This is a genomic window from Pseudomonas sp. PvP100, from assembly GCF_017833055.1.
Classification (GTDB): domain Bacteria; phylum Pseudomonadota; class Gammaproteobacteria; order Pseudomonadales; family Pseudomonadaceae; genus Aquipseudomonas; species Aquipseudomonas syringae.
The window spans coordinates 777715-801598 of record NZ_JAFIBO010000001.1 but is presented as its reverse complement, the minus strand read 5'-3'; the positions used below and the strand labels follow the sequence as shown (position 1 = coordinate 801598).

At 62.0% G+C, this 23884-nt stretch carries 14 protein-coding genes; 11 read left to right on the top strand and 3 right to left on the bottom strand.

Going from position 1 to position 23884, the window contains the following annotated elements; genetic code table 11:
• Positions 1-22 precede the first annotated feature (22 nt).
• Positions 23-2038 (bottom strand): excinuclease ABC subunit UvrB, encoded by a 2016-nt coding sequence (gene uvrB / locus JOE39_RS03440; protein WP_024649959.1) that lies wholly within the window; start codon positions 2036-2038, stop codon positions 23-25.
• A gap of 402 nt (positions 2039-2440) precedes the next feature.
• Between uvrB and JOE39_RS03435 the strand changes: the two genes are divergently transcribed.
• The gene (locus tag JOE39_RS03435; RefSeq protein ID WP_024649960.1) at positions 2441-3637 is read left to right on the top strand and encodes an amino acid aminotransferase; all 1197 of its coding nucleotides are present in this window, start codon (positions 2441-2443) and stop codon (positions 3635-3637) included.
• Between the two features lie 222 nt (positions 3638-3859).
• On the top strand, positions 3860-4171 hold the full coding sequence (locus tag JOE39_RS03430) for a hypothetical protein (protein ID WP_032660575.1): 312 nt from the start codon (positions 3860-3862) through the stop codon (positions 4169-4171).
• 52 nt (positions 4172-4223) lie between these two features.
• Here the strand turns inward: JOE39_RS03430 and JOE39_RS03425 are convergent, their stop codons facing one another.
• Positions 4224-6557 (bottom strand): acylase, encoded by a 2334-nt coding sequence (locus JOE39_RS03425; RefSeq protein WP_032660572.1) that lies wholly within the window; start codon positions 6555-6557, stop codon positions 4224-4226.
• 192 nt (positions 6558-6749) lie between these two features.
• Between JOE39_RS03425 and JOE39_RS03420 the strand changes: the two genes are divergently transcribed.
• The 3 genes from JOE39_RS03420 to JOE39_RS03410 are packed head-to-tail and all read left to right on the top strand — an operon-like array spanning position 6750 to position 11289.
• The gene (locus JOE39_RS03420) at positions 6750-7922 is read left to right on the top strand and encodes an efflux RND transporter periplasmic adaptor subunit (protein WP_032660570.1); all 1173 of its coding nucleotides are present in this window, start codon (positions 6750-6752) and stop codon (positions 7920-7922) included.
• Positions 7923-9893: a MacB family efflux pump subunit gene (locus JOE39_RS03415; RefSeq protein ID WP_210077896.1), complete on the top strand. Its 1971-nt coding sequence runs from the start codon at positions 7923-7925 to the stop codon at positions 9891-9893. It begins immediately after the preceding gene.
• Positions 9894-9900: 7 nt separating this feature from the next.
• The gene (locus JOE39_RS03410; protein WP_003423557.1) at positions 9901-11289 is read left to right on the top strand and encodes an efflux transporter outer membrane subunit; all 1389 of its coding nucleotides are present in this window, start codon (positions 9901-9903) and stop codon (positions 11287-11289) included.
• A 197-nt stretch (positions 11290-11486) separates the two neighbouring features.
• Here the strand turns inward: JOE39_RS03410 and JOE39_RS03405 are convergent, their stop codons facing one another.
• The gene (locus JOE39_RS03405; RefSeq protein ID WP_210077898.1) at positions 11487-13121 is read right to left on the bottom strand and encodes a PvdJ/PvdD/PvdP-like protein; all 1635 of its coding nucleotides are present in this window, start codon (positions 13119-13121) and stop codon (positions 11487-11489) included.
• Positions 13122-13303: 182 nt separating this feature from the next.
• Between JOE39_RS03405 and pvdM the strand changes: the two genes are divergently transcribed.
• From pvdM to JOE39_RS03375, 6 genes are all read left to right on the top strand, one after another.
• A complete protein-coding gene (gene pvdM / locus JOE39_RS03400) occupies positions 13304-14698 on the top strand; it encodes a pyoverdine-tailoring dipeptidase-like protein PvdM (protein ID WP_032660561.1) in 1395 nt (464 codons plus the stop codon).
• Entirely contained in the window at positions 14691-15971 is a 1281-nt protein-coding gene (locus JOE39_RS03395; protein ID WP_032660560.1) for an aminotransferase class V-fold PLP-dependent enzyme, read from the top strand. The genes pvdM and JOE39_RS03395 overlap by 8 nt, the downstream gene beginning before the upstream one ends.
• A gap of 47 nt (positions 15972-16018) precedes the next feature.
• The gene (locus tag JOE39_RS03390; RefSeq protein WP_210077899.1) at positions 16019-16885 is read left to right on the top strand and encodes a formylglycine-generating enzyme family protein; all 867 of its coding nucleotides are present in this window, start codon (positions 16019-16021) and stop codon (positions 16883-16885) included.
• Between the two features lie 66 nt (positions 16886-16951).
• Positions 16952-18628 carry a cyclic peptide export ABC transporter gene (locus tag JOE39_RS03385; RefSeq protein ID WP_024661644.1) on the top strand — a complete coding sequence of 559 codons (1677 nt, stop codon included), beginning with the start codon at positions 16952-16954 and terminating at the stop codon, positions 18626-18628.
• A 306-nt stretch (positions 18629-18934) separates the two neighbouring features.
• The gene (locus tag JOE39_RS03380; RefSeq protein ID WP_024684592.1) at positions 18935-21166 is read left to right on the top strand and encodes a TonB-dependent siderophore receptor; all 2232 of its coding nucleotides are present in this window, start codon (positions 18935-18937) and stop codon (positions 21164-21166) included.
• Between the two features lie 272 nt (positions 21167-21438).
• Positions 21439-23850 carry a TonB-dependent siderophore receptor gene (locus JOE39_RS03375; RefSeq protein ID WP_046265646.1) on the top strand — a complete coding sequence of 804 codons (2412 nt, stop codon included), beginning with the start codon at positions 21439-21441 and terminating at the stop codon, positions 23848-23850.
• Positions 23851-23884: the final 34 nt, after the last annotated feature.

Here is a 23884-nt window from a genome sequence, read left to right as displayed (position 1 = left end):
GACGCAAGCGTCGGCTAGCCCATCAAACCGCCAGCAACCGCTCGCGCAGTTTGCCGATTTCGTCGCGCATTTGTGCGGCGGCCTCGAATTCCAGGTCGCGGGCCAGTTGGTACATTTTTTCTTCCAGTTGGCGAATGCGTTTGTTGATCTCGCTCGGCGAGCGCAGTTCGTTCTCGTAGCGGGCGTTTTCTTCGGCGGCTTTGGCCATGCCTTTGCGCTTCTTGCTGCGCGAGCCGGGCACGGTGGCGCCTTCCATGATGTCGGCGACGTCCTTGAATACGCCTTTGGGCGTAATGCCATGTTCCAGGTTGAAGGCGATCTGCTTCTCGCGACGTCGCTCGGTCTCGCCGATGGCGCGCTCCATCGAGCCGGTAATCCGGTCGGCATACAGAATCGCCCGGCCGTTGAGGTTCCGTGCCGCCCGGCCAATGGTCTGGATCAGCGAACGGTCGGAACGCAGGAAGCCTTCCTTGTCGGCATCGAGAATTGCCACCAGCGACACTTCCGGCATGTCCAGACCTTCACGCAGCAGGTTGATGCCCACCAGCACATCGAACGTCCCCAAGCGCAGGTCGCGGATGATTTCGACGCGTTCCACCGTATCGATGTCCGAGTGCAGGTAACGCACGCGCACCCCGTGGTCGCTCAGGTAGTCGGTCAAATCCTCGGACATGCGCTTGGTCAGCGTGGTGACCAGCACCCGCTCTTCGAGCGCAGCACGCTTGTGAATTTCCGACAGCAGATCGTCGACCTGGGTCAGCGCCGGACGAATCTCGATCTGCGGGTCCACCAGGCCGGTCGGACGCACCACCTGCTCGACGATACGCCCGGCGTGCTCGGCCTCGTAGTTACCCGGAGTCGCCGAGACAAAAATGGTCTGCGGGCTGATCGCCTCCCACTCGTCGAAGCGCATCGGCCGGTTATCCAGTGCCGACGGCAGGCGGAAGCCGTACTCGACCAGGGTTTCCTTGCGCGAACGGTCACCTTTGTACATCGCGCCGACCTGCGGCACGCTGACGTGAGATTCGTCGATCACCAGCAAGGCATCCGGGGGCAGGTAATCAAAAAGGGTCGGCGGCGGCGCACCGGAGGGACGGCCCGACAGGTAGCGCGAGTAGTTTTCGATACCGTTGCAGTAGCCCAGCTCCAGCATCATTTCCAGATCGAAACGGGTGCGCTGCTCAAGACGCTGGGCTTCCACCAGTTTGTTCTGGCTGCGCAGGTACTCGAGGCGCTCCTGCAGTTCGACCTTGATGTTTTCCATCGCTTCGATCAGCGTTTCGCGCGGGGTGACGTAGTGGCTTTTCGGGTAGAAGGTGAAGCGCGGCAGCTTGCGGATCACCTCGCCGGTCAGCGGATCGAACGCCGACAGGCTCTCGACCTCGTCATCGAACAGCTCGATACGAATCGCTTCCAGATCGGATTCGGCCGGGTAGATGTCGATCACATCACCGCGCACCCGGAATGTCGCACGGGCAAAGTCCATGTCATTACGGGTGTATTGCAGGTCCGCCAGACGGCGCAGCAAGGCACGCTGATCGAGTTTGTCACCGCGATCGATGTGCATGACCATGCGCAGGTAGGTTTCCGGACTGCCCAGACCGTATATGCACGACACCGTGGTGACGATGATCGCATCCTTGCGCTCCAGCAACGCCTTGGTCGCGGACAGACGCATCTGCTCGATGTGGTCGTTGATCGACGCATCCTTCTCGATGAAGGTGTCGGACGACGGCACGTAGGCTTCAGGCTGGTAGTAGTCGTAGTAGGAAACGAAGTATTCCACGGCGTTGTTCGGGAAAAACGCCTTGAATTCGCCATACAACTGTGCGGCCAGGGTCTTGTTCGGCGCCAGCACCAGCGTCGGGCGCTTGATCTGCGAGATCACGTTGGCGATGCTGAACGTCTTGCCCGAGCCGGTCACCCCGAGCAAGGTCTGGTGTGCGAGCCCGGCGTCGATCCCTTCGACCAGTTGGCGAATGGCCTCGGGCTGATCGCCGGCTGGCTCAAAGCGGGTAACGAGCTGGAACTCGGACATAACTGACCTCTTGAATGGTGCGCGTGTGACGGGGTTCGCGCGAATCTTTCCGCGACCTGACCGCCTCGACGGCACAACTGGAAATATTCGTCGGCGCATGACGGCGCGCAACGACGAAATCATCGCAAACAGCCGTTCCCGCCGGGAAGCAGGCGTGCGATGTTTTGAAGTGATGGCTAATAGATGGAGTCATATATCAGCCTTTCAAGGCACGCACTTAAAGCATTGAGGTTTTAACCGAACGAACGTTCTACAAATATGCGCAAAAACCTGTAAAAAACCCGCCCTGCACTGTCGATCAGCGAGGGGATGCTCTCTATACTACGCTCTGTTTGCGCACCGCTTTGGCGCATCGAGCCTCAGCGTGTCCCCTTCCCACTCTTCACCAAGAGCCGCCGCACCATGAGCCTGTTTTCCGCTGTCGAAATGGCACCCCGCGATCCGATCCTGGGTATCAACGAAGCCTTCAACGCCGACACCCGCAGCACCAAGGTCAACCTTGGCGTAGGCGTCTACTGTGATGAAGACGGGCGCATTCCCCTGCTGCGCGCCGTGGCCGAAGCCGAGAAGGTCCGCGTGGCCCAGCATGCCCCGCGTGGCTACCTGCCGATCGACGGTATTGCCGCCTATGACCAGGCCGTGCAAAAACTGTTGCTGGGCGCCGATTCGCCGCTGATCGCCTCGGGCCGCGTGCTGACCACCCAATCGGTCGGCGGCACCGGCGCACTGAAGATCGGTGCCGACTTCCTCAAGCAGTTGCTGCCCGATGCCGTCGTCGCCATCAGCGACCCGAGCTGGGAAAACCATCGTGCGCTGTTTGAAACCGCGGGCTTTGCGGTGCAGAACTATCGCTACTACGACGCTGCCACTCACGACGTGAACCGTGCCGGCATGCTCGAAGACCTGCACAACCTGCCGAACAACTCGGTGGTCGTGCTGCACGCCTGCTGCCACAACCCGACCGGGGTCGACCTGAGCCTGGATGACTGGAAAAAAGTGCTGGAAGTGGTCAAGTCCAAGGGCCACGTCCCGTTTCTGGACATGGCCTATCAAGGCTTCGGTCAGGGCATTCAGGAAGATGCGCTGGCAGTGCGCCTGTTCGCCGAGTCGGGCCTGACCTTCTTCGCCTCGAGCTCGTTCTCCAAATCGCTGTCGCTTTATGGCGAACGCGTCGGCGCGTTGTCGATCATTACCGAATCGAAAGAAGAAACCACTCGCGTCCTGTCCCAGGTCAAACGCGTGATCCGCACCAACTACTCCAACCCGCCGACCCACGGTGCGATCATCTCCGCAGCGGTGCTTAACGACCCGACGTTGCGCGCAATGTGGGAAGAGGAACTGGGCGAAATGCGCCTGCGCATCCAGGGCATGCGCAAGGCGATGGTCGAGCGTCTGGCTGATAATCCGGCCGGTCAGGACTTCAGCTTCGTCGCGCGCCAGTGCGGCATGTTCTCCTACTCCGGTCTGACCGCCGAACAGGCCCAGCGCCTGCGCAGCGAGTTCGGCATCTACGCGCTGGACACCGGGCGTATCTGCGTGGCCGCGCTGAATCAGAAGAACATTGACGTAGTGTGTGACGCGATCAAGCAGGTTCTTTAAGCTTTAAGCTGCAAGCCGAAAGCTGCAAGCTGCAAGTAAAAGCAGAACCGCTCTTGCTTGTAGCTTGCAGCTTGCAGCTTGCGGCTTGCGGCTTGTAGCTCCCAGCTCCCAGCTCCCTGCTCCCTGCTCCCTGCTCCGCTGGGCACTTTCCATCGAACGATCTGAAAAAACCTGCCTCGAAACTCTGTCAGCACATTTTCTGAACCAGATATCGAGGTACTCATGTCTATCGAACCGCAACGTCAGAAAGAACCGACGCCAAATCAGGACGCACCTGCCAGCCCGGGCCCGGACCGCAACGATCCGGCAATCGAGCCGCAGGTCGGGGACGTAAAACCCGAGACTGAAAAGGGCAATGGCCAGAGCCAGGGCCAGACGCCTTCCCCAAGTCAGTCACAGACTCAGTCGCAGAGCCAGTCAAACAGCGACAGCGCCTATGTGCCTGACCATGAGCCGGAAGAAAAAACCGACGATTTACGCAATCATCAGCCCACCACTGGCGTTGACGCTGACATTGATACACCCGGCGGCTGATTCCCGGCAAGCGCATTTGGGCCGCATGGCCCAAACGCTTTTCTTGCCTCTTTCAGCGATTGGCCTCCTCGCTTATCACCTGCACCTCATACGCAGGATCAGCCTTGATCTGCTGATCAGTGAACGGCAATGCTTGCCACTGTTTTTTTGAAAACGCCTCAGTCTGGTCGCTTGAATGGGCTGACTGTGGATTGCTCGACTCCGAGAACGCCAGTAAACCCTGCGCCTTGGGGCCGTGCTCGTCGAACGACACCACCTGCAGGTAGCTGGTGCCACTGACCACCTCGCGCTTGCCGTCCTTGCCAGCGATTGTCTGCATGGCGTTGTAGACGCCCAGCCCGGCCGGCCCGCCATGAATAGGGATCTGCTTGCCGCTGATGCTGGAGACCTGAATGTCGCCCCATTTACTGCCTGCCGAGAGGCCTGCCTTGGTCACTTCATCCACTGCGGCCAACATGGCAGCGCGCAATGCAGTGGCGACCTGAGGGTTCTCAATCGCCAGCCCGCTCGGCGTGTGAACCGGGTCCCGTGGGTCGAACTCCACGCGCCAGCGCAAGGCAACAGCCTGCATGGACGTCACGATTCTCTGGAAGTACAAGAAGCCGATGCTACTGTTCAGGTCAGCGCGTCCATCCCAGGCTTTCAGCGCGGTACACAGCGGCGTCAGACGCGCCGCATCATCACCCAGCTCCGAGGCACAGAAACTGAGCAGATCCGGCAGCACTTGCCCGGCCTGATAGACCTCGTTGTCCATGACCATCGCTTGCAGGTTCTCGACGCTGATCTTGCCCGCCTTTTTCAGGCTGCCCAGCCGATCCAGCGCAAAACGCGCTCGCTGTCCCAGCGGCTGGCCGTCCTGGCTGATCAGCGGCGAAAAGTCCTTCAACGGCGCAGCGGGATTGACCATCCACGCCGAATCGTTGGAGTGCTGCACGAAGTCGGTCCGCAGCAGTTGCGGCTGGCGCGAGGACGGATAGATACCGGCTTGTGCCGCCTCTGCGGAGACCTTCCAGTTGCATTCACTGCGCGAGCCGTCGAGCACGATCAGTTCCGTGCCGATGCGCGGATCACTGCATCGGGCAAGCCTGGCGGCGTCAACGTTCGGCACCACCGAGAGGTTCATGTACAGCGCCTGCCCCTTGGCATCGACTGCCAGGGTGTTGACCCACGGAATGCCCTGGATCTTGTGCACCGAATCCTCAAACGCCTTGAGGCTGTCGGCCTTGTCCATTGCATACCACTGCTGCAACACCCGATCATTTTGCAGGTTGGCATCACGCAGACTGAAGGCAAACTTATTATCCCAGTCCAGCTTGCCCGGCCATTGCACCACCGGACCGAATATGGACGAATAGACGATGCGTGGCACCGACTTCAGGCTGCCATCCGCTTGCTTCACGTCGACACTCACCTGCTGCTTGCCCATGGCAACCGATTGGCCATCCAGCAGGTAACGGGTGGAATCCTTCGGGTCGAGCTGCAGGCGATGCAGCGTGAAGTGTTTCGACGTGTCGACGGTATGGCTCCAGGCCAGATGCTGATTGAAGCCGATATTGATCAGCGGCAGGCCCGGCAGCGCTGCGCCCATCACGTCGAGTTTGCCGGGAATGGTCAGATGCATTTGATAGAAACGCATGCCGCCAGCCCATGGAAAATGCGGATTGGCCAGCAGCATGCCACGCCCGTTGGCGGACAGCTGGCGCCCTATTGCCACTGCATTGCTGCCGCGCTCCAGGGCAAAACGCTGATTACGCGCTGCGGCCAGTTGCAGCGCCTGAACCTGCTGAGCATTTACCTGCAGTGGCTTCTGCAGCGCAGGCGGCGTGGCACCGGCCAGCGCTTCGGCGAACTGCCCCACGCCCCCCTCGACCAGCAGGCGGCGGGTCAAGCGCACCAGATCATCAGTGCTGATCGGCCGAACCCACTCGGCCGCACAGGGCTGCGGCAGGCCCTTGGCCTTCTGCTCATCGAGCGAGCGGTTGTAACCGGCGACATAACCCTGCATCAACTGGCGAATCTCCAGTGGCTGCGCCTTCCAGAAATCTGCCAGTGCCTGCGGCGTATTGAGCCACTGGAACAGCAGGTCACTGGCCATGTTGTTGCGTTGCTCAAGGGTCGCCTTGTCCGGGCCGAAATAGCGCGAGCGCCGGCCGTTTACGGTAATCACCTCATTGGCCAACAGGCACAGGTTGTCCTGCGCGTAGGCATAACCGATGCCGTAGCCCAGACCGCGCTCATTGGCGGCAACGATATGCGGCACGCCAAAACCGGTCCGCCGGATCTCGGCCCTGGCCGCCTGATTTCCAGGCTCAACCAAGGCCTGCGCGGGCAAAATCACAGCGAATGAAAGACCTGCAAACAGAAAACCGCACAGGGGTCTGGACATATTCACGCTGACTCCAACTCGACAAGACGACCCGAATTAGCCGCTCCCGTTAAACGAAGCACGGACGCTGATGTTTAGCCGAAGCGGATAACCCGTGTTCGACGCTAAATTCCTGCCGGCATGCCTCGTTTAAAGGGCAGCTCTCGTGGCCGTCGTTCATCGACCGACTGATCTCCCAGCGCAGGAATCTGCATGAAACGCTCTCGACATCCTCGACGCGCCCTCCTGGTGGCGCTGTGCCTGTTCCCGGTCATTGCCGTATGCGCCTGGCAGATCCTGCCCGACAGCAAAGGCAGCGCCGCGACTGTGACGGTGACCCGCGGCACGATCGAAAACAGCGTCACGGCGCTCGGCACCCTGCAGCCGCGCAGCTACGTGGACGTGGGTTCGCAGGCCAGTGGGCAGATCATGAAAATCCACGCCCAGGTCGGCGACCAGGTCAAGGAAGGCGACCTGTTGGTCGAGATCGACCCTTCGACGCAAAAAGCCAAGCTCGACGCCGCACGCTACGCCATCGATAACCTCAAGGCGCAATTGCAGGAACAGCGTGCGCTGCACGAACTGGCCGAACAGAAGCAGCAGCGCCAGAAGCGCCTCGCCGCAGGCGGTGCCACACGGGCCGAGGACGTGCAGGCTGCAGAATCGGAATTTCGCGCCACCCAGGCACGGGTCGATATGTTCAAGGCGCAGATTCTCGAAGCCCAGGCCGCCCTGCGCAGCGACGAAGCGGCGCTGGGCTACACCCGTATTTTCGCGCCCATGAGCGGCACAGTGGTGGCACTCGACGCACGTGAAGGCCAGACATTGAACGCGCAACAACAGACACCGCTGATTCTGCGCATCGCCCGCTTGTCGCCGATGACGGTCTGGGCCGAGGTCTCGGAGGCCGATATCGGCCATGTCAAACCCGGCATGACTGCCTATTTCACCACCCTGAGCGGCGGCAACCGGCGCTGGAGCAGCACCGTGCGGCAGATCCTGCCAGTACCGCCCAGGCCGCTGGATCAAGCCAATCAGGGCGGTGGCAGCCCAAGCAGTTCGCGCAAAAACGGCGGTGGCCGGGTGGTGCTGTACACCGTGCTGCTGGACGTGGATAACAGCGATCAGGCGCTGATGGCAGAAATGACCGCACAGATATTCTTCGTCGCCGAAAAAGCCGAGAACACCCTCACCGCGCCACTCGCGGCGTTGCGAAACGGGGCGCAGACTGATAGGCAGACCGCCCAGGTGCTATCTGCCAATGGCGAGGTGCAGAACCGTCAGGTGCGCACCGGCATCAGCGACCGTCTGCGCGTGCAGGTACTCGACGGCCTGAATGAAGGTGAACGCCTGCTGGTGCCCGCCTCCGTCGGCAGCGGGGGCTGAATGCGCACGCCGCTGATCGACCTGCGAGGCATCCGCAAATCCTACGGCGGAGGCGACAGCCCGCTGGTCAACGTGCTGCGCGGCATCGATCTGTCGATTCATGCCGGTGAGTTCGTGGCGATTGTTGGCGCTTCCGGGTCCGGCAAGTCGACACTGATGAACATCCTCGGTTGTCTGGACCGTCCGACCTCGGGCGAATACCTGTTCGCCGGAGAAAACGTCGCCGCGCTGGGCAGCGACGAACTTGCCTGGCTGCGCCGCGAAGCGTTCGGGTTCGTGTTTCAGGGCTATCACCTGATTCCGTCCGGCTCGGCGCAGGAAAACGTCGAGATGCCGGCGATCTATGCCGGGACGCCCGCCGCAGAGCGTCACGCGCGGGCCGCCGCCCTGCTCGACCGGCTGGGCCTGGCGTCGCGCACCGGCAATCGACCGCATCAGTTGTCCGGCGGCCAGCAGCAACGGGTTTCCATCGCCCGCGCCTTGATGAATGGCGGGCACATCATCCTCGCCGACGAGCCCACCGGTGCGCTGGACAGCCACAGTGGCGCGGAGGTGATGACCCTGCTCGACGAACTGGCCAGCCAGGGCCATGTGGTGATCCTCATCACCCATGACAGGGAAGTGGCGGCGCGCGCCAAACGGGTCATCGAGATCAGCGATGGCCTGGTGATCAGCGATACCGCCAATGACCGGCCCACGCCGCCTGCAGACAATCCAGCCGCGCTGCAAGCGGTCGACCTGCGCAAGCGCCTGAGCGAGGGCAGCGGCAGTCACAGCGCCTGGCAAGGCGAACTGCTCGATGCGGTTCAGGCGGCGTGGCGCGTCATGTGGATCAACCGCTTCCGAACTGCGCTGACGCTGCTGGGCATCGTCATCGGCGTGGCGTCGGTGGTGGTGATGCTGGCCGTCGGCGAAGGCAGCAAGCGTCAGGTCATGGCGCAGATGTCGTCGTTCGGCTCCAACATCATTTACCTCAACGGCAAGGCGCCCAATCCGCGTGCGCCCAAGGGCGTCATCACCCTGGAGGAAGTCGCCGCGCTGGGCCAGTTGCCCGAGGTCAAGATGATCATGCCGGTCAACGGCGGCCAGGCCGGGGTGCGCTACGGCAACGTCGATCACTCCAGTTACGTTGGCGGTAATGACACGCACTTTCCGGCAATCTTCAACTGGCCGGTGGTGGAAGGCAGTTATTTCAGCGAGGCGGATGAGCAGAACGCAGCGGCCGTGGCAGTGATTGGTTACAAGGTTCGCCAGAAACTGTTCGGCGAGCAGACCGACCCTGTCGGCCAGTACATCCTGATCGAAAACGTGCCTTTTCAGGTGGTCGGCGTGCTGCAGGAAAAAGGCGCCACGTCGGGCGATCTGGACAGCGACAATCGCATCGCCATCCCCTACTCGTCGGCCAGCATCCGCCTGTTCGGCACGCAGGACCCCGAGTACATCACCATCGCCACCCGCGACGCCAACAACGTCAAACAGGCCGAACAATCGATACGCAACCTGCTGCAACAACTGCATCACGGCAAACAGGATTACGAGCTGACCAACAACGCCGCGATGATCCAGGCCGAAGCACGCACCCAGAATACCCTTTCGCTGATGCTCGGCTCGATTGCCGCCATTTCCTTGCTGGTCGGCGGTATCGGCGTGATGAACATCATGCTGATGACGGTGCGCGAACGCACCCGTGAAATCGGCATCCGCATGGCCACCGGCGCGCGGCAGGGCGACATCTTGCGGCAGTTCCTCACCGAGGCAGTGATGCTTTCCGTGGTCGGCGGGCTGGCCGGTATCGTGCTGGCGCTGGGCATGGGCGCAGCGCTGCTGCTGAGCAAGGTGGCGGTGGCGTTCACCCTGCCGGCTGTGGCCGGGGCGTTTGCCTGCGCCCTGATCACCGGCGTGATCTTCGGCTTCATGCCGGCCCGCAAAGCTGCTCGCCTCGACCCGGTCGCGGCCCTCACCAGTGAATGATCGATCAATGAAGACCAGTCTCTCCGTTTTGACTGCCTGCCTGTTGCTGAGCGCTTGCCAGACGCCTGCTCCGCCGCTGGACAGCGGCATCCAGCCACCAGCAAGCTGGGCGTTTGCCGAAAACGCCGCCGCACAGCGCAGCGACGTGCGTTGGTGGCGGCAGTTCGGCAGTCCGCAGCTGAATCGCCTGATCGAACAGGCCAGCCGCGACAGCCACGAAGTCGCTGCGGCGATGGCGCGGGTTCGTCAGGCGCAGGCCAGCGCTATCATCGGCGGCGCGCCGTTACTGCCGGAGCTGGCGTTTGACGTGCGCGGTGAACGCAACAAATTCGTGCGCAACAGCGACCGCAAGGCCAACCCTTCCGATGACAACAACACCAACAACTTCACCAGCGACCTGACCGCCAGCTATGAAGTGGATTTCTGGGGCGGCATCGCAGCGGGACGCGACAGCGCACTACAGGGCCTGCGCGCCAGCCAGTTCGATCAGGCGACCGTGGAGCTGACCCTGCTGGCCAACGTCGCCGATCGCTATGCGCAAACCCTGGCGGCGCGCGAGCAAGGGCGGATTGCCGAACTGAACCTGACCAACGCACAAGACGTGCTGCGTCTGGTGCAGACGCGCTATGAATCGGGTTCAGCTACCGCTCTGGAGCTGGCGCAGCAGAAGAATCTGGTTGCGACCCAGCAGCGTGAACTGCCCCGTGTTCAGCAACTGGCCAACGAGCAGTTGATCACCCTGGCGGCCTTGCTCGGTCAGCCGGTGCAGAATCTGCACCTCGCGGATCAGCCCTTCGACACCCTGAACTGGCCGGACATCGGCCCCGGCCTGCCCAGCGAACTACTGACCCGCCGCCCTGATCTGGCCAAGGCCGAAGCCGAACTGGCGGCGGCACAGGCCAATGTCACCGTCGCCCGCGCCGCCATGCTGCCGAAACTGACCCTGAGCGCCAGGCTCGGCACCGAAAACACCCGCGCCGAAGACTGGCTGCGCGCACCGTTCAGTAGCCTCGCTGCCGGGCTGGTCGGACCGATCTTCAACAACGGGCGTCTGGCCGCCGAGCGCGACAAAGCCACAGCGCGTCAGGAAGAGCTGCTGGAAACCTATCGCGGCGCGATCATCAACAGCTTCGCCGACGTGGAAAAAGCCTTGAACAGCATTCGTGGCCTGGATCAGCAGCGCTACTGGCACGAAGAAGAGCTCAAGCAAGCGCAGACCGCCTTCCGCATCGCCCAGAGCCGCTACCAGGAAGGCGCCGAGGACCTGCTCACCGTACTGGAAACCCAGCGCACGCTGTACCTGGCGCAGGATGTCAGTGTGCAACTGCGGCTGGCGCGCCTGCAGGCGAGCATCGCGCTGTACAAGGCACTGGGTGGGGGCTGGCAGGTGCGCTGAGCGTCACGCAAGGAACGATAATCGCCCCCCGCTATCGTGCTGAAGCTCTGCGTCGGTCTGCGCGGACAATCCGATTATCGTGCGACGCTCCGCGTCGCATGCCTTTCTGGACGCTCTGCGTCCTCTTGCGACGCAGAGCGTCATAGACGGCACTCCCACGCTGGAGCGTAGGGAACGACAATCTCAACCGTCGTTCGTCAAAACCACCTGTCCGGCAACAGATTCCGGGCATACCACGGCCGGCGCGGCACGCGGCGTAGCAGGTTGCTCAGTTTGTCATCGGCCGCGAAGGTGATGCGCAGCGCCAGCTTCATGACTTCCGGGTCCATTTCCATGGTCGTGCCTGCAGCCTGGCCCGGCACTGTGCTGCAACCGTGGGTGTCCGGCCCCAGCCAGGGATCGCTGACATTCACCCAGCGGCCTGGCGCAAACCACGGCACGCCGTTGACCTCCAGGCGCGTCACCTCGCCCGGATGAAAGCGCTCATGGGCGCGGAACCAGTCCTCGATGCGGTCGTCAATCCAGCCATGGAACATCCAGAACACCGGGTTCACGTGCGATGAAAACGGGTCGGCGAGAAAGTCGTTTTCCGGCGCGAACCAGCGCTCGGCAAAATCATCCGAACGACGTGCCATCGGCACCGGCTGGCCGTTGGCCGGATCTCGGGCCACCGAGGCCCAGCGCATGTGCAGCCAGTCGTGCAGTTCCAGTTCGACCTGCGAACCAAACTGGCCCAGGGTCAGCTTCGACAAAAAACGCGGATCGCGATACTGCGATTCCCAGACCTGAAAATGCGTATGAAACGTCTCGTGGCTTTTGATATCGCTGACCAGCTGTGTGTATTCCTCGTCACCATGCGCCAGCCAGTTGGGCGGCAGCGAACAACCATCGTGATTGTCGAAATAGCGGGCAAAGCCCAGGCGGTCGCGTTCCAGCTCAGGCTGCGGCAGCGGAAAACGCGGCCAGGACGGCAAGTCCTGAATCCTGCGTGCCTGGATCAGCATGTGCCGGTGCATATAAAAGAAGTCTTCACCCGAGCCGTTGCGGTCCTTGTGCGGGCCACGCGCATCTCGCTCATGATCACGCGGCCCCGGCTGCCAGCCGATGCCACGCAGAGCGTCACGCTTGCCTTCCGGCAACTTGTGCCATTTGTCTCGCGAGGCATGCCAGAGCTGATGGAACAGACGATGCTCCCTGGAAACCAGCCAGGCCAGAAACGGCGGGCTCAGACCGACCCTTTCCCGCGCCTCTGGAAACACCTGCTTGATCGCGATCAGACGGTTGTCCAGTTCCGGCAGCGCCAGCGGTCGGTCCAGACGTTCGATACGCCCGCTCAGGGTGCCGCTGCCCGCGTTACCGAACGCGCCCCAGACTTCATCGAGGGTCAGGCTGAATTCGTAATCCGGGCTGTCGCTGTGCGGATCATTGCCGGCATGCCCGTCCATGACCCGCAGATAGAGTCTTGCGGCGTTGGCCGGTTGCAGATCGCCAATCACCCGAAAACGCGGCAGCGCATCGCCGCGCAATTGCTCGGCCGTGTCGATATAGCCGCGCAGACCGCGACCGCGCGGGGCAATATCGAGAAACATTTCCAGGCCTTCGAGCGGCGCACCGCTCAGCCCGGCATCGTGCCCCTCAAAGCGCAGAGTCCACACACCGCGCAACTTGTCGGCCAGGCGCTGGGTGGCGGTATCGGCAGGCCCCGCCGTGGCTTCGCCCGGCGTTTCCGGCAGGTCGACCCGGGTGAGTTCCCGATGCGCGTAATACGCTGCCGGAACTGCCGCACCGGTCAGCGCCAGCCCCGCTATGAACCCTCGTCGAGAAATCGTCATTACCCTACCTGTTCCAGCCCCGAGACAGCCGTTATCCAAGCTAGAACGTAAAACCGGCAGACAAATTTAGCGCTGTACCCACATCCATGCCCCCGCGCTAAATTTATCGGCGATCCGCTCGTTCTCCACCAGATAGCAACAGCCGTCGCTGGCTGCGCAACGGTTAACCACACGAGACGGAAATGACAAGACCGCGTTGGAAAAAAGCTCTCTTCATCGGCCTGCCGCTGGCCCTGGCCATTAGTGCAGGTACGGGCTTTCTGGCCTGGAATTACTGGTCGCCGGCAGGCTACCCGGTCAAGGTCATGCAACAGGCCGACGACCTGCAGGAGCGGATCATTTCCTTCGACAGCCACATCACCGTGCCGATGAAATTCGGCAGCGAGGGCAACGAAGCCGACAAGGACGGCTCGGGGCAGTTCGACCTGGTGAAAGCCGCGCGCGGACGCCTGTCCGGGGCTGCACTGACGGTATTCGGCTGGCCGGAGATCTGGAACGGCGACAACGCCCCGCATCGTCCGACACCCGGTTTCGTCGACGAAGCACGCCATCAGCAGGAAGTGCGCTACCGGATCATCAGCGGGCTGGTGCGCGATTTCCCCAATCAGGTCGGCATCGCCTACACCCCGGACGACATGCGCCGCCTGCACGGCGAAGGCAAGTTTGCGATCTTCATCAGCATGCTCAACGCTTACCCGCTGGGTAATGACCTGAGCCTGCTGGACCACTGGACCGCACGCGGCATGCGCATGTTCGGTTTCAGTTACGTTGGCAACAACAGCTGGGCCGATTCTTCACGCCCCCTGCCCTTTCTCAATGACACGCCCGACGCTCTGGGCGGCCTGTCGGAGATCGGCAGGCAGGCCGTGCGCCGCCTCAACGACCTGGGTGTGATCATCGACGTGTCGCAGATGTCGAGCAAGGCGCTGCAACAGGTCAGCGAGCTGAGCCGTACGCCCATGGTCGCCTCGCACTCGGCGCCGCGTGCGCTGGTGGACATCCCGCGCAACCTCAGCGACGAGGAACTGCAGCTCATCAAGCGCAGCGGCGGCGTGGTGCAGATCGTAGCGTTCCCGGCCTATTTGAAGCCGCTGAGCCAGAAAACCCAGGACAAGCTCAACGCGCTGCGCAAGGACTTCGACCTGCCACCGCTGCCGAACCTGGCCATGGCGCTGATGCCCGGCGACCCGATCATCACCGTCTGGCCGGAACAACGCTTCGGCGCCTATGCCAGCAAGCTGTACGCGATTCTTGAGGAGGAGCCCAAAGCCACGGTCAAGGACTTCGTCGACGCCATCGATTACACCGTCCGCAAAATCGGCATCGACCACGTCGGCATCAGCTCCGACTTCAACGATGGCGGCGGCGTGAAAGGCTTCAACGATGTCAGCGAGATCCGCAACGTGACGGCCGAACTGATCGAGCGCGGCTACGCCGAAGCGGATATCACCAAGCTCTGGGGCGGCAACTTTCTGCGCGTCTGGGAGCAGGTTCAGGCTGCTGCTCGCCCGGATGTGAAGCACATGAATCTCTCAAACGCCGCTACCCGACCCTCAGGCGCAGACGCTCATGACTGATCGCAGAACCTTTCTCAAACAGGCCGGAGTGCTGGCCGCAGCCCTGCCACTGGGCTCCAGCCTGGCAACGGCGGCCATGACGCCAGCCACTCAGCCGGCCTCCACGGATAAATGGACGCGCCTGAAACAATTGTTCAATCAGGACCCGGACTACGTTCACCTCTCCAATTTTCTGGTCACCTCGCACCCTGCACCGGTTCGTCAGGCCATCGAACAGCATCGCGCGCATATCGACCGCAATCCCGGTCTGGCCATGGACTGGGACCTGGGAGAGACCGAGCGCCGCGAACACGAGGTTCGCGTCTGGGCGGGCAAGTACCTGAACGCCCAACCCGGCCAGATCGCCCTGACCGGCAGCACCACTGAAGGCCTGGCGATCATCTACGGCGGTCTCCATGTGCGCCCGGATCAGGAGATTCTGACCACCGAACACGAGCATTCCTGCGTCCGCGACATCCTCAAATTCCGCCAGCAGCGCGACGGCACGCAGGTGCGCAAGATTCGCCTGTTCAAGGACCCGGCTACCGTCTCGGTCGACGAAATCATCGGCTCCATCGCGCGCAGTATCCAGCCGAAGACGCGGGTGCTGGGCATGACCTGGGTGCAGTCCGGCAGCGGCGTGAAACTGCCCATCGGGGCCATCGGCGATCTGGTCGAGGAACACAACCGCAACCGTGACGACCAGGACCGCATCCTCTATGTGGTCGACGGCGTGCATGGCTTTGGCGTCGAGAACCTCGACTTCCCGGAGATGAAGTGCGACTTCTATGTCGCCGGCACCCACAAGTGGCTGTTCGGTCCACGCGGTACCGGCATCGTCTGCGCCCGCTCGGAACAGGTCAAGGACCTCACGCCGCTGATCCCGACGTTCTCGGAAGCCACCGGTTTCAGCACGATCATGACGCCCGGCGGCTACCACTCGTTCGAACACCGCTGGGCGTTGAACGAGGCCTTCAAACTGCACCTGAAACTGGGCAAGGCCGATGTGCAGGCACGTATTCACCAGCTCAACAGTTACCTCAAGCAGCGCCTCAAGGCCCAGCCCAATGTCGAGCTGGTGACGCCCATGGACCCTGCGCTGTCGGCGGGCTTCAGTTTCTTCCGGCTCAAGGGCCAGTCGTGCGACGACGTGGCGGCCTGGCTGATGAAGCAGCGCATGGTCGTTGACGCGGTGAGTCGCGACGTCGGCCCGGTGGTGCGCACCGCGCCGGGGCTGCTGAACAGCGAAGCCGAAATCGATCGTTTCATGACGCTGCTCGCCCGGCGCGCCTGACACAAATGCACTGATCACCTGTTTTCCGTTTTCCATCGAGACCCGTCATGAAAAAAACACTGCTGCCCCTGTCCGCCCTGCTCGGCCTGTTGCTATGCGGCACCACCCTCGCCGCCACGCCCGCAGCGGTGCCCGCGCCCGGAAAAGTGTTCAAGGACTGCAAGGACTGCCCGGAAATGGTCGTGCTGCCTGCGGGCACCTTCACCATGGGTGCGCCCGAAGAGGAACTGGGTCGTCAGCCGGACGAAGGTCCTCTGCATGACGTGACCTTCGCGAAACCCTTCGCCATCAGCCGTTTTCAGGTGCTGAGCGGCGAGTGGAACGCTTACATCAAGAGCTCCGGCTACAAAATGCCGGACGGCGATACCCGGCCGGGTCGCGAGTGCAAGGCCGGCACACCGCGCTACCCGCTGAGCCCGCGTCAGCCTGCGGTGTGCATGGACTGGAACGAAGCCAAGACGTATGTCGAATGGCTGTCGAAAAAGACCGGCAAGTCCTACCACATGGTCAGCGAAGCCCAGCGCGAATACGCAGCACGCGGCGGCAGCAAGGGCTCCTTCCCGTTTCCGATGGACGAAGGCAAGCCCTACAGCATCGCCAAACACGCCAACACCTACGGCCCGGAAGACGGTTTCAGCTACACAGCGCCCGCTGGCAGCTACAGCCCTAACGATTTCGGCATCTACGACGCCCACGGCAACGTCTACGAATGGACTGCCGATTGCGAGACCAGCAACTACAATGGCGCGCCCACCGATGGCAGCGCATGGCTGGCCGGTGATTGCACCTGGAAGATGATTCGCGGCAATGACTGGACCGAAGCGCCGATTTTCTCGCGCTCCGGCAACCGCAACAGCCGCCAGCCGGATGTACGGGGCGACTGGCTGGGTTTCCGGGTCGTCCGCGACCTCTGACGGACTTCATGCGCCCCCGGCCTGAACAAGCCCACGCCGCACTCACGGACACTGACGAGACACACCATGACCCGCACAACTGAAAGCCTCGCCCGGGAAACCCTGAGAATCCTCAAGCCGTTCTGGTGGCTGGTGGCGCTGTCGACCTTGCTGGGGATTGTCAGCGGCCTGAGCGTGACCGGCCTGCTGGCCACCATCAACAACGCGATGAACATGCCCGGCGGGCCGGACACGCAGACCGCGCTGCTGTTCGCCGGCCTGTGTGTGCTGACCCTGGCGTGCTCCACCCTGTCCAACCTGTCGACCAATTACGTCGGCCAGCGAGTCGTCGCCAACCTGCGCCGCGAGCTGGCGGCCAAGGTGCTGGTCGCGCCCATCGAGCAGCTGGAACGCTATCGCGCGCACCGCCTTATTCCGGTGCTGCTCAACGACGTCAACACCATCAGCACCTTTGCCCTGTCGGTCGCCCCGATGGTGATTTCGTTTACCGTCACCCTCGGCTGCCTGGCCTATCTGGCCATGCTTTCCTGGCAGATCCTGGCACTGACGGTGCTCACCGTAGTGCTCGGCACCGGCGCACAATACCTGGCGCATACGTTCGGCATGCGCAGCATTCTGGCCGCGCGCAACAGCGAAGACGAATTGCAGAAGCACTATCAGGCGCTGTCCGCAGGCGCCAAGGAGCTGCGCATTCAGCGCAAACGTCGTCAGCACATGCTCGACGAAAAGATTCACGGGGCCACTGAACACATCTGCCGCTCGAACATTCGCGCTGCCAACATCTTCGTCAGCGCGGAAACCTTCGGCTCGATGCTGTTCTTTGCGGTGATCGGCATGGCCATTGCCTTTCAGGCGCTCTGGCCGACGACCGAAAAGACCGTACTGGGCGGCTTCGTGCTGGTGATGCTGTACATGAAAGGCCCGCTGGAACGCCTGATTACTGCCCTGCCCGGCATCAGCCGTGCGCAGATCGCCATGCGCCGCATCGCTGAGCTGTCGTGGAAATTCTCCAGCCCCGAACCGCACCTGCTGGTCAGTGACCGCCCGACGTCGCTGGCCAGCATGCACACGCTGGAGCTGCACAACCTGCGCTATGACTACCCGCCGGTCGAGGGCAGCGACGCCTTTCACCTTGGCCCGGTCGACTTGAGCATCAAACAGGGCGACATCGTGTTCATCGTCGGCGAGAACGGCTGTGGCAAGACCACACTGATCAAGCTGCTGCTGGGCCTATACACGCCGCAACAGGGCGAGATCCGCCTCAATGGCCAGGCCGTCACTGCGGAAAAGCTGGATGACTACCGCCAGCTGTTCACCACGATTTTCGCCGACTACTACCTGTTCGACGAGCCGTTGCAGGGCCAGGCCGCGCTGCCGCAAGACGCGGGCAAATACCTGGAGCGCCTGGACATCGCGCACAAGGTCAGGATCGAGAACGGTGCCTTCACCACCACCGATCTGTCGACCGGTCAGCGCAAGCGTCTGGCGCTGATCAATGCGTGGCTGGACGAGCGGCAGGTGCTGGTGTTCGACGAGTGGGCCGCCGATCAGGACCCGGCGTTCCGTCGCGTGTTCTACACCGAACTGCTGCCGGAACTGAAGCAGCAGGGCAAGACCATCATCGTGATCTCCCATGACGACCGCTATTTCTACGTCGCCGACCAGCTGGTGCGGATGCAGGCCGGGCAGATTCAGGTCGAACAGGTTCACAGCGAAACCCGCGACAAAACCATTCCAGCGTGATTCACCCACGCCTTGAACGCCCCGCCCGGCCCGTCCGCGAGCGGGGCTTTTTTTTGCCTGTGCACTCCGCGCTACGCTCAATTACTAGCCAAGCGCCATCTTTTTTCGTGAATTGTGAAAAAAACATTAAATAAACGTTATTCGCTTTCGTTCTCATTAACAGCGAATTGCGCGCCCAGCCATCTCTCGCGCAACGCCCCATAAAAAAGTAGCTCACGCCTGCCCGGTCGACGGCTGGACCCGACTGCGCAGACCTGAACGACGCTCCCGATCTCCTTGCCGATACTCACTGGAAAAAGCCAATTCATGCACAACCCGTCACGACTCACCCCGCTCAGCAAAGCGTTGATGCTCAGTCAGATGTTCCGCTCCCGGCCATCCATGGCGGCCATGGGTCTTGCGCTGTGCATGCCGGTGGCCGGCCAGGCGCAGGAAACTGTCGCAGACGATTCGAACACGACGGGCACGCTCAATCTGGCCCCGACCGCAATCGACTCGCATTACCTGGGCACCAGCACCGACGGCACCGGTTCCTACACCACCGGCGCAGTGAGTATCGGCAAGGGCGCACCGCAATCGCTGCGCGAAACACCGCAATCGGTGAGCGTGGTGACTCGGCAAGTCATGGATGACAACAACCTCACCAGCCTCAGCGACGTGCTGGAAGACACTCCGGGTATCACCTTCCAGTACCGCAACTTCGGCGGTCACGTGTACACCTCGCGCGGCTTTTCGCTGCTGGCGGAGAGCTTCCTGGTCGACGGCATTGGCGGTCAGGGCTATCAGATCACCGGCTGGATGCAGCCGGACATGGCGATCTACGACCGTGTGGAAGTGCTGCGCGGCGCGTCAGGGCTGCTGGTCGGTGCCGGTCAGCCCGGCGGCGCGGTCAATCTGGTGCGCAAACGCCCGACCGCCGAGAACAAATTCTCGATCACCACCCGCGCCGGCTCATGGGACCAGTACCGGGTCGACCTGGATGGTAGCGGCAAGCTCAACGATTCAGGCACCCTGCGCGGGCGCATGGTCGCGGCCTACGATGACAGCGGTTCCTACCTGGACGGTCGCGACAGCCGCACGCCGCTGCTGTACGGCATCGTCGAAGCCGACCTGAGCGATGACACCACCCTGACCATGAGCCTGCGTCGTCAGGAACAGGTCATCAACGGCTACTCGATCTATGGCCTGCCGCGCTACAGCAACGGCCAGTCGCTGGGCCTGTCGCGCTCGACCAACCTGGCGCAGAAGTGGAACCGCCATGAAAGCGACATGACCGAGGTGTTCACCGAAGTCGCGCATCGCTTCAATGAGGACTGGACCAGCCGGACGTCGCTGACCTATTCCCAGGGTGGCTTCGATCAGAACATTGCCTACGCAAGGGGCGCAGTGAATCCCGTGACGCTGGCGGGCTCCAACTTTCAGGGCACGCTGTTTCGCAAGGACGAGGTCGACAGCGTCGGTCTGAACAGCCAGCTGGAAGGCAACTTCAACGCGTTCGGCCTTGAACATCAAGTGACCCTGGGGGCCGATTGGTCGAAGCAGGACGCCAACACACATCAGGCGACCGTGACCAGACGCACCGCAGTCAACGTTTTCGACGTCAACGAGAATGCGTTTGCCAAACCGGCCCGTCCCGCTTGGCAAAATGACATCGACACCACCGAAGAACGCGCGGGTCTGTACGCCAACACGCGTATTCACCTGAGCGAACCGTTGAGCGTGGTGCTGGGCACGCGCCTCAGCTGGTATGACTACAAGTACGACGTCAAAACCGGTGCGGCAAACAGTTACGAATCCAAGCAGACTCAGGAATTCACCCCGTTCGCCGGCCTGATCTATGACATCAACGACAGCTGGTCGTGGTACGCCAGCTATGCCGACATCTTCACGCCACAGGCCAACTACGTCACCGCTGGCGGCTCGCCACTGGACCCGGCCATCGGCTCCAACTACGAAACCGGCTTCAAGGGCGAGCTGTTCGACAAGCGCATGAACCTGTCGATGGCGCTGTTCTATATCAAACAGAAAGATGTGGCTGCCGTTGATGTGAACACCACTGAACTGTGCCCTACCAGCTCCGACGGTTCCTGCTACCTGCAGGACGGCATCAGCCGCAGCAAGGGCGTCGACGTCGAGGCCAGCGGTGAAGTGCTGCCGGGGCTGCAAGTGTTCGGCGGTTACACCTACAACATGCTGCGCAACAACGGTGATTCGGATGTGGCTTACGAAACGCCGAAACACATGCTGCGCCTCAACACCAGCTACAACCTGCCGGGTGCCTGGAACCGCCTGACCCTGGGCGCTGGAGTGTCGGCGGATTCGGGTTACGAAGTGCCGTCCAACAAAGAACTGGGCGTGGCCGGTCGGGCCATCTGGGATGCCAGGGCGTCATGGAAACTGGACGAAAACTGGAAGGTGTCACTCAACGCCGAAAACCTGTTCGACCGCAAGTACTACACCACCTCGATCGCCACCGACCGCTCCAACGTCTACGGCGAACCGCGCAGCTACGTCCTGACCTTGCGGGGGGATTTCTGATCTAAGTAAACGATAGGCGTGATTCTAGCGCCTACGCTCTGCATTCGGCGTTATACACAAGCCCGCTTTTGATTCTGGCCGAAGGCCGTGGGAGCGAACTTGTTCGCGAAGACTGTAGTTCAGACGATGCATTTTTGGACAACATACTGGCCCATGAGCGTTTGAGCGAGCGGAACGCTGGGGGCCGGGACACTCAGCAAACATCTGCATACCACCAACTCCACCGCAAATGCATTATCCTTCGCCATTGATCTCAACGAGCCATCCCTCCCATGCAAACATCCTCCAGCCGTCTGCGCACAGGCCGCGTGAGAACGCTCGGCCTGCGTCTGGGCGGTGTGGGGTTGTTGCTGGTGTTGAGTGTTCAGGGACAGGCACTGGCAGAGGAATTCGAGTTCGATATCCCGGCCCAGACCCTGAGCAGTGCGCTAAAGGAATTGGGCCGCCAGTGCGATCTGCAAATCCTCTATAACCCCGACGACCTGAATGGCAAGCTCAGCAGCCCGGTGCATGGCAGGCTGACGCCCGAACAGGCAGTTGCCGATCTGCTGAAAAAAGCCAACGTAGCGCACAGTCTTGAAGACAACACCCTGACCCTTGGCGCTGCTGCCTCCGCACAAACCATGAATCTCGGGCCGGTGGCGATCAAGGGCGACTCGTTCGGCATCACCTCCGAGGGCAGCGGCTCTTATGCGGCCACTGGCGTGAGCATCAACAAGACCGCTCAGTCGCTGCGCGAAACGCCGCAGTCGATCACCGTCATGACCCGCCAGGTGATGGACGACAAAAACCTCACCGGCCTTGATGAAGTGATGGCCCAAACGCCCGGCATCACCTTTTCCCAACGTAACTTTGGCTCTCATGTCTTCAGTTCGCGGGGCTTCGCGCTGGAGGACGAGAGCTACATCATTGATGGCGTGGCTGGTCAGGGTTACAGCGTGACCGGCTGGATGACCCCGGACATGGAAATCTACGACCGCGTTGAAGTGTTGCGCGGCGCAGCCGGCTTGCTGATCGGCGCAGGCAACCCCGGTGGTGCGGTCAATCTGGTGCGCAAGCGCCCGACCGCCCTGCCGCAGCTGTCGATTACCACCCGCGCAGGCAGTTGGGACAACTACCGGGTCGACCTGGATGGCAGCAGCAAACTCAACGATTCCGGCAGCATCCGCGGGCGTTTTGTAACGTCCTATGAAGACCGCGGCTATTTCACCGATGGTCTGCAGAAAACCGCGCCGTTGCTCTACGGCATCCTGGAAACCGACCTGAGCAAAGACACCACCCTGACCCTGGGCGTGCGCCATCAGAACGCGGACACCCAAGGCTTTTCGATCTTCGGTCTGCCCCGCTACAGCAACGGCAAGGCCATCGACTTGCCGCGCTCCACGTCGCTGGCCCAGGACTGGAACCGCCACCAGACCCTCACCGACGAAGTATTCAGCGAGCTGGAAACCCGCTTTGACGAGAGCTGGAGCGGCACACTGTCGGCAACCCACTCCGATGGCGCTTTCGATCAGAAGGTGGCCTACGCACAGGGCGCTATTGATCCAGCGACGCAGAGCGGTTCCCGACTGGTCCGAACCCTGTTCCGCTCGGACGATATCCATAGCAATGGCATCGACGCGCACCTGGACGGCCGGTTCGACGCCTTTGGCCTGACTCACCAGTTGACCGTCGGCGGCAATGGGTCCGTGCAGAAACGCGAGTCGCGCTATGCCACGGTCAACGCCAATCAGCCGCTGGCTATCTTCAACCCCGACCACGACGCGATTGCCGAACCTGCGCGCCCGGCCTGGAGCAGCACGGACTACAGCGACAAGCGCTATGGCGTCTACAGCAACCTGCGCCTGAGCCTGACAGAATCCTTGAGCCTGGTGATGGGTGGCCGGGTCAGCAGCTATGACTATCAGACCACGTCCGCAGGCGTAAACCGTCGCGCGCATGAGGACAACCAGGTCACGCCGTTTGCGGGGGTCATCTACGACCTCAACCGGGACTGGTCGTGGTACGCCAGTTACACGGATATTTTTCTGCCGCAAAGCGCCTATCGAACCGCCTCAGGCACGCTGCTAGATCCGGCCATCGGCGCCAGCCATGAAACCGGAATCAAGGGCGAGCTGTTCGACAAACGCCTGAACGTGTCACTGGCGCTGTTCTATGTGAAGCAGAAGGACGTGGCCGTCGAAGATGATGCCAATGCGGGTCAGTGCCTGAGCAATGATGCCTATGGGACCTGCTACCTGAACGGTGATATCCGGCGCAGCAAGGGCGTCGACATGGAAATCAGCGGCGAGCCTTTACCGGGATTGCAGACCCTGGCCGGCTACACGTTCAACATCACCCGCGGCAGCGACGGGCAATCGATTTCAGCAGAAACACCCCGACATATGCTGCGCCTGACCAGCCGCTACACCCTGCCCGGCGCCTGGCGTCGGTTGACGGTCGGCGGCGGGGTTTCGGCGCAGAGCGGCTACTCGGAACACGAGTCGACCCAACCCATCGATAACGCTGGCCGGGCCATCTGGGATGCCCGGATCGCGTGGAAAATCGACGAACACTGGTCGGTGGCGCTCAATGGCAACAACCTGCTGGATCGCAAATACTACAAGGCCACCGGCGACATCGACCGCGGTAACTATTACGGCGACCCGCGCAACTACGTCCTGACCCTGCGCGGTGATTTTTAAGTGACGCTCGCGCCGCGCACTCAAGAGCGGACGC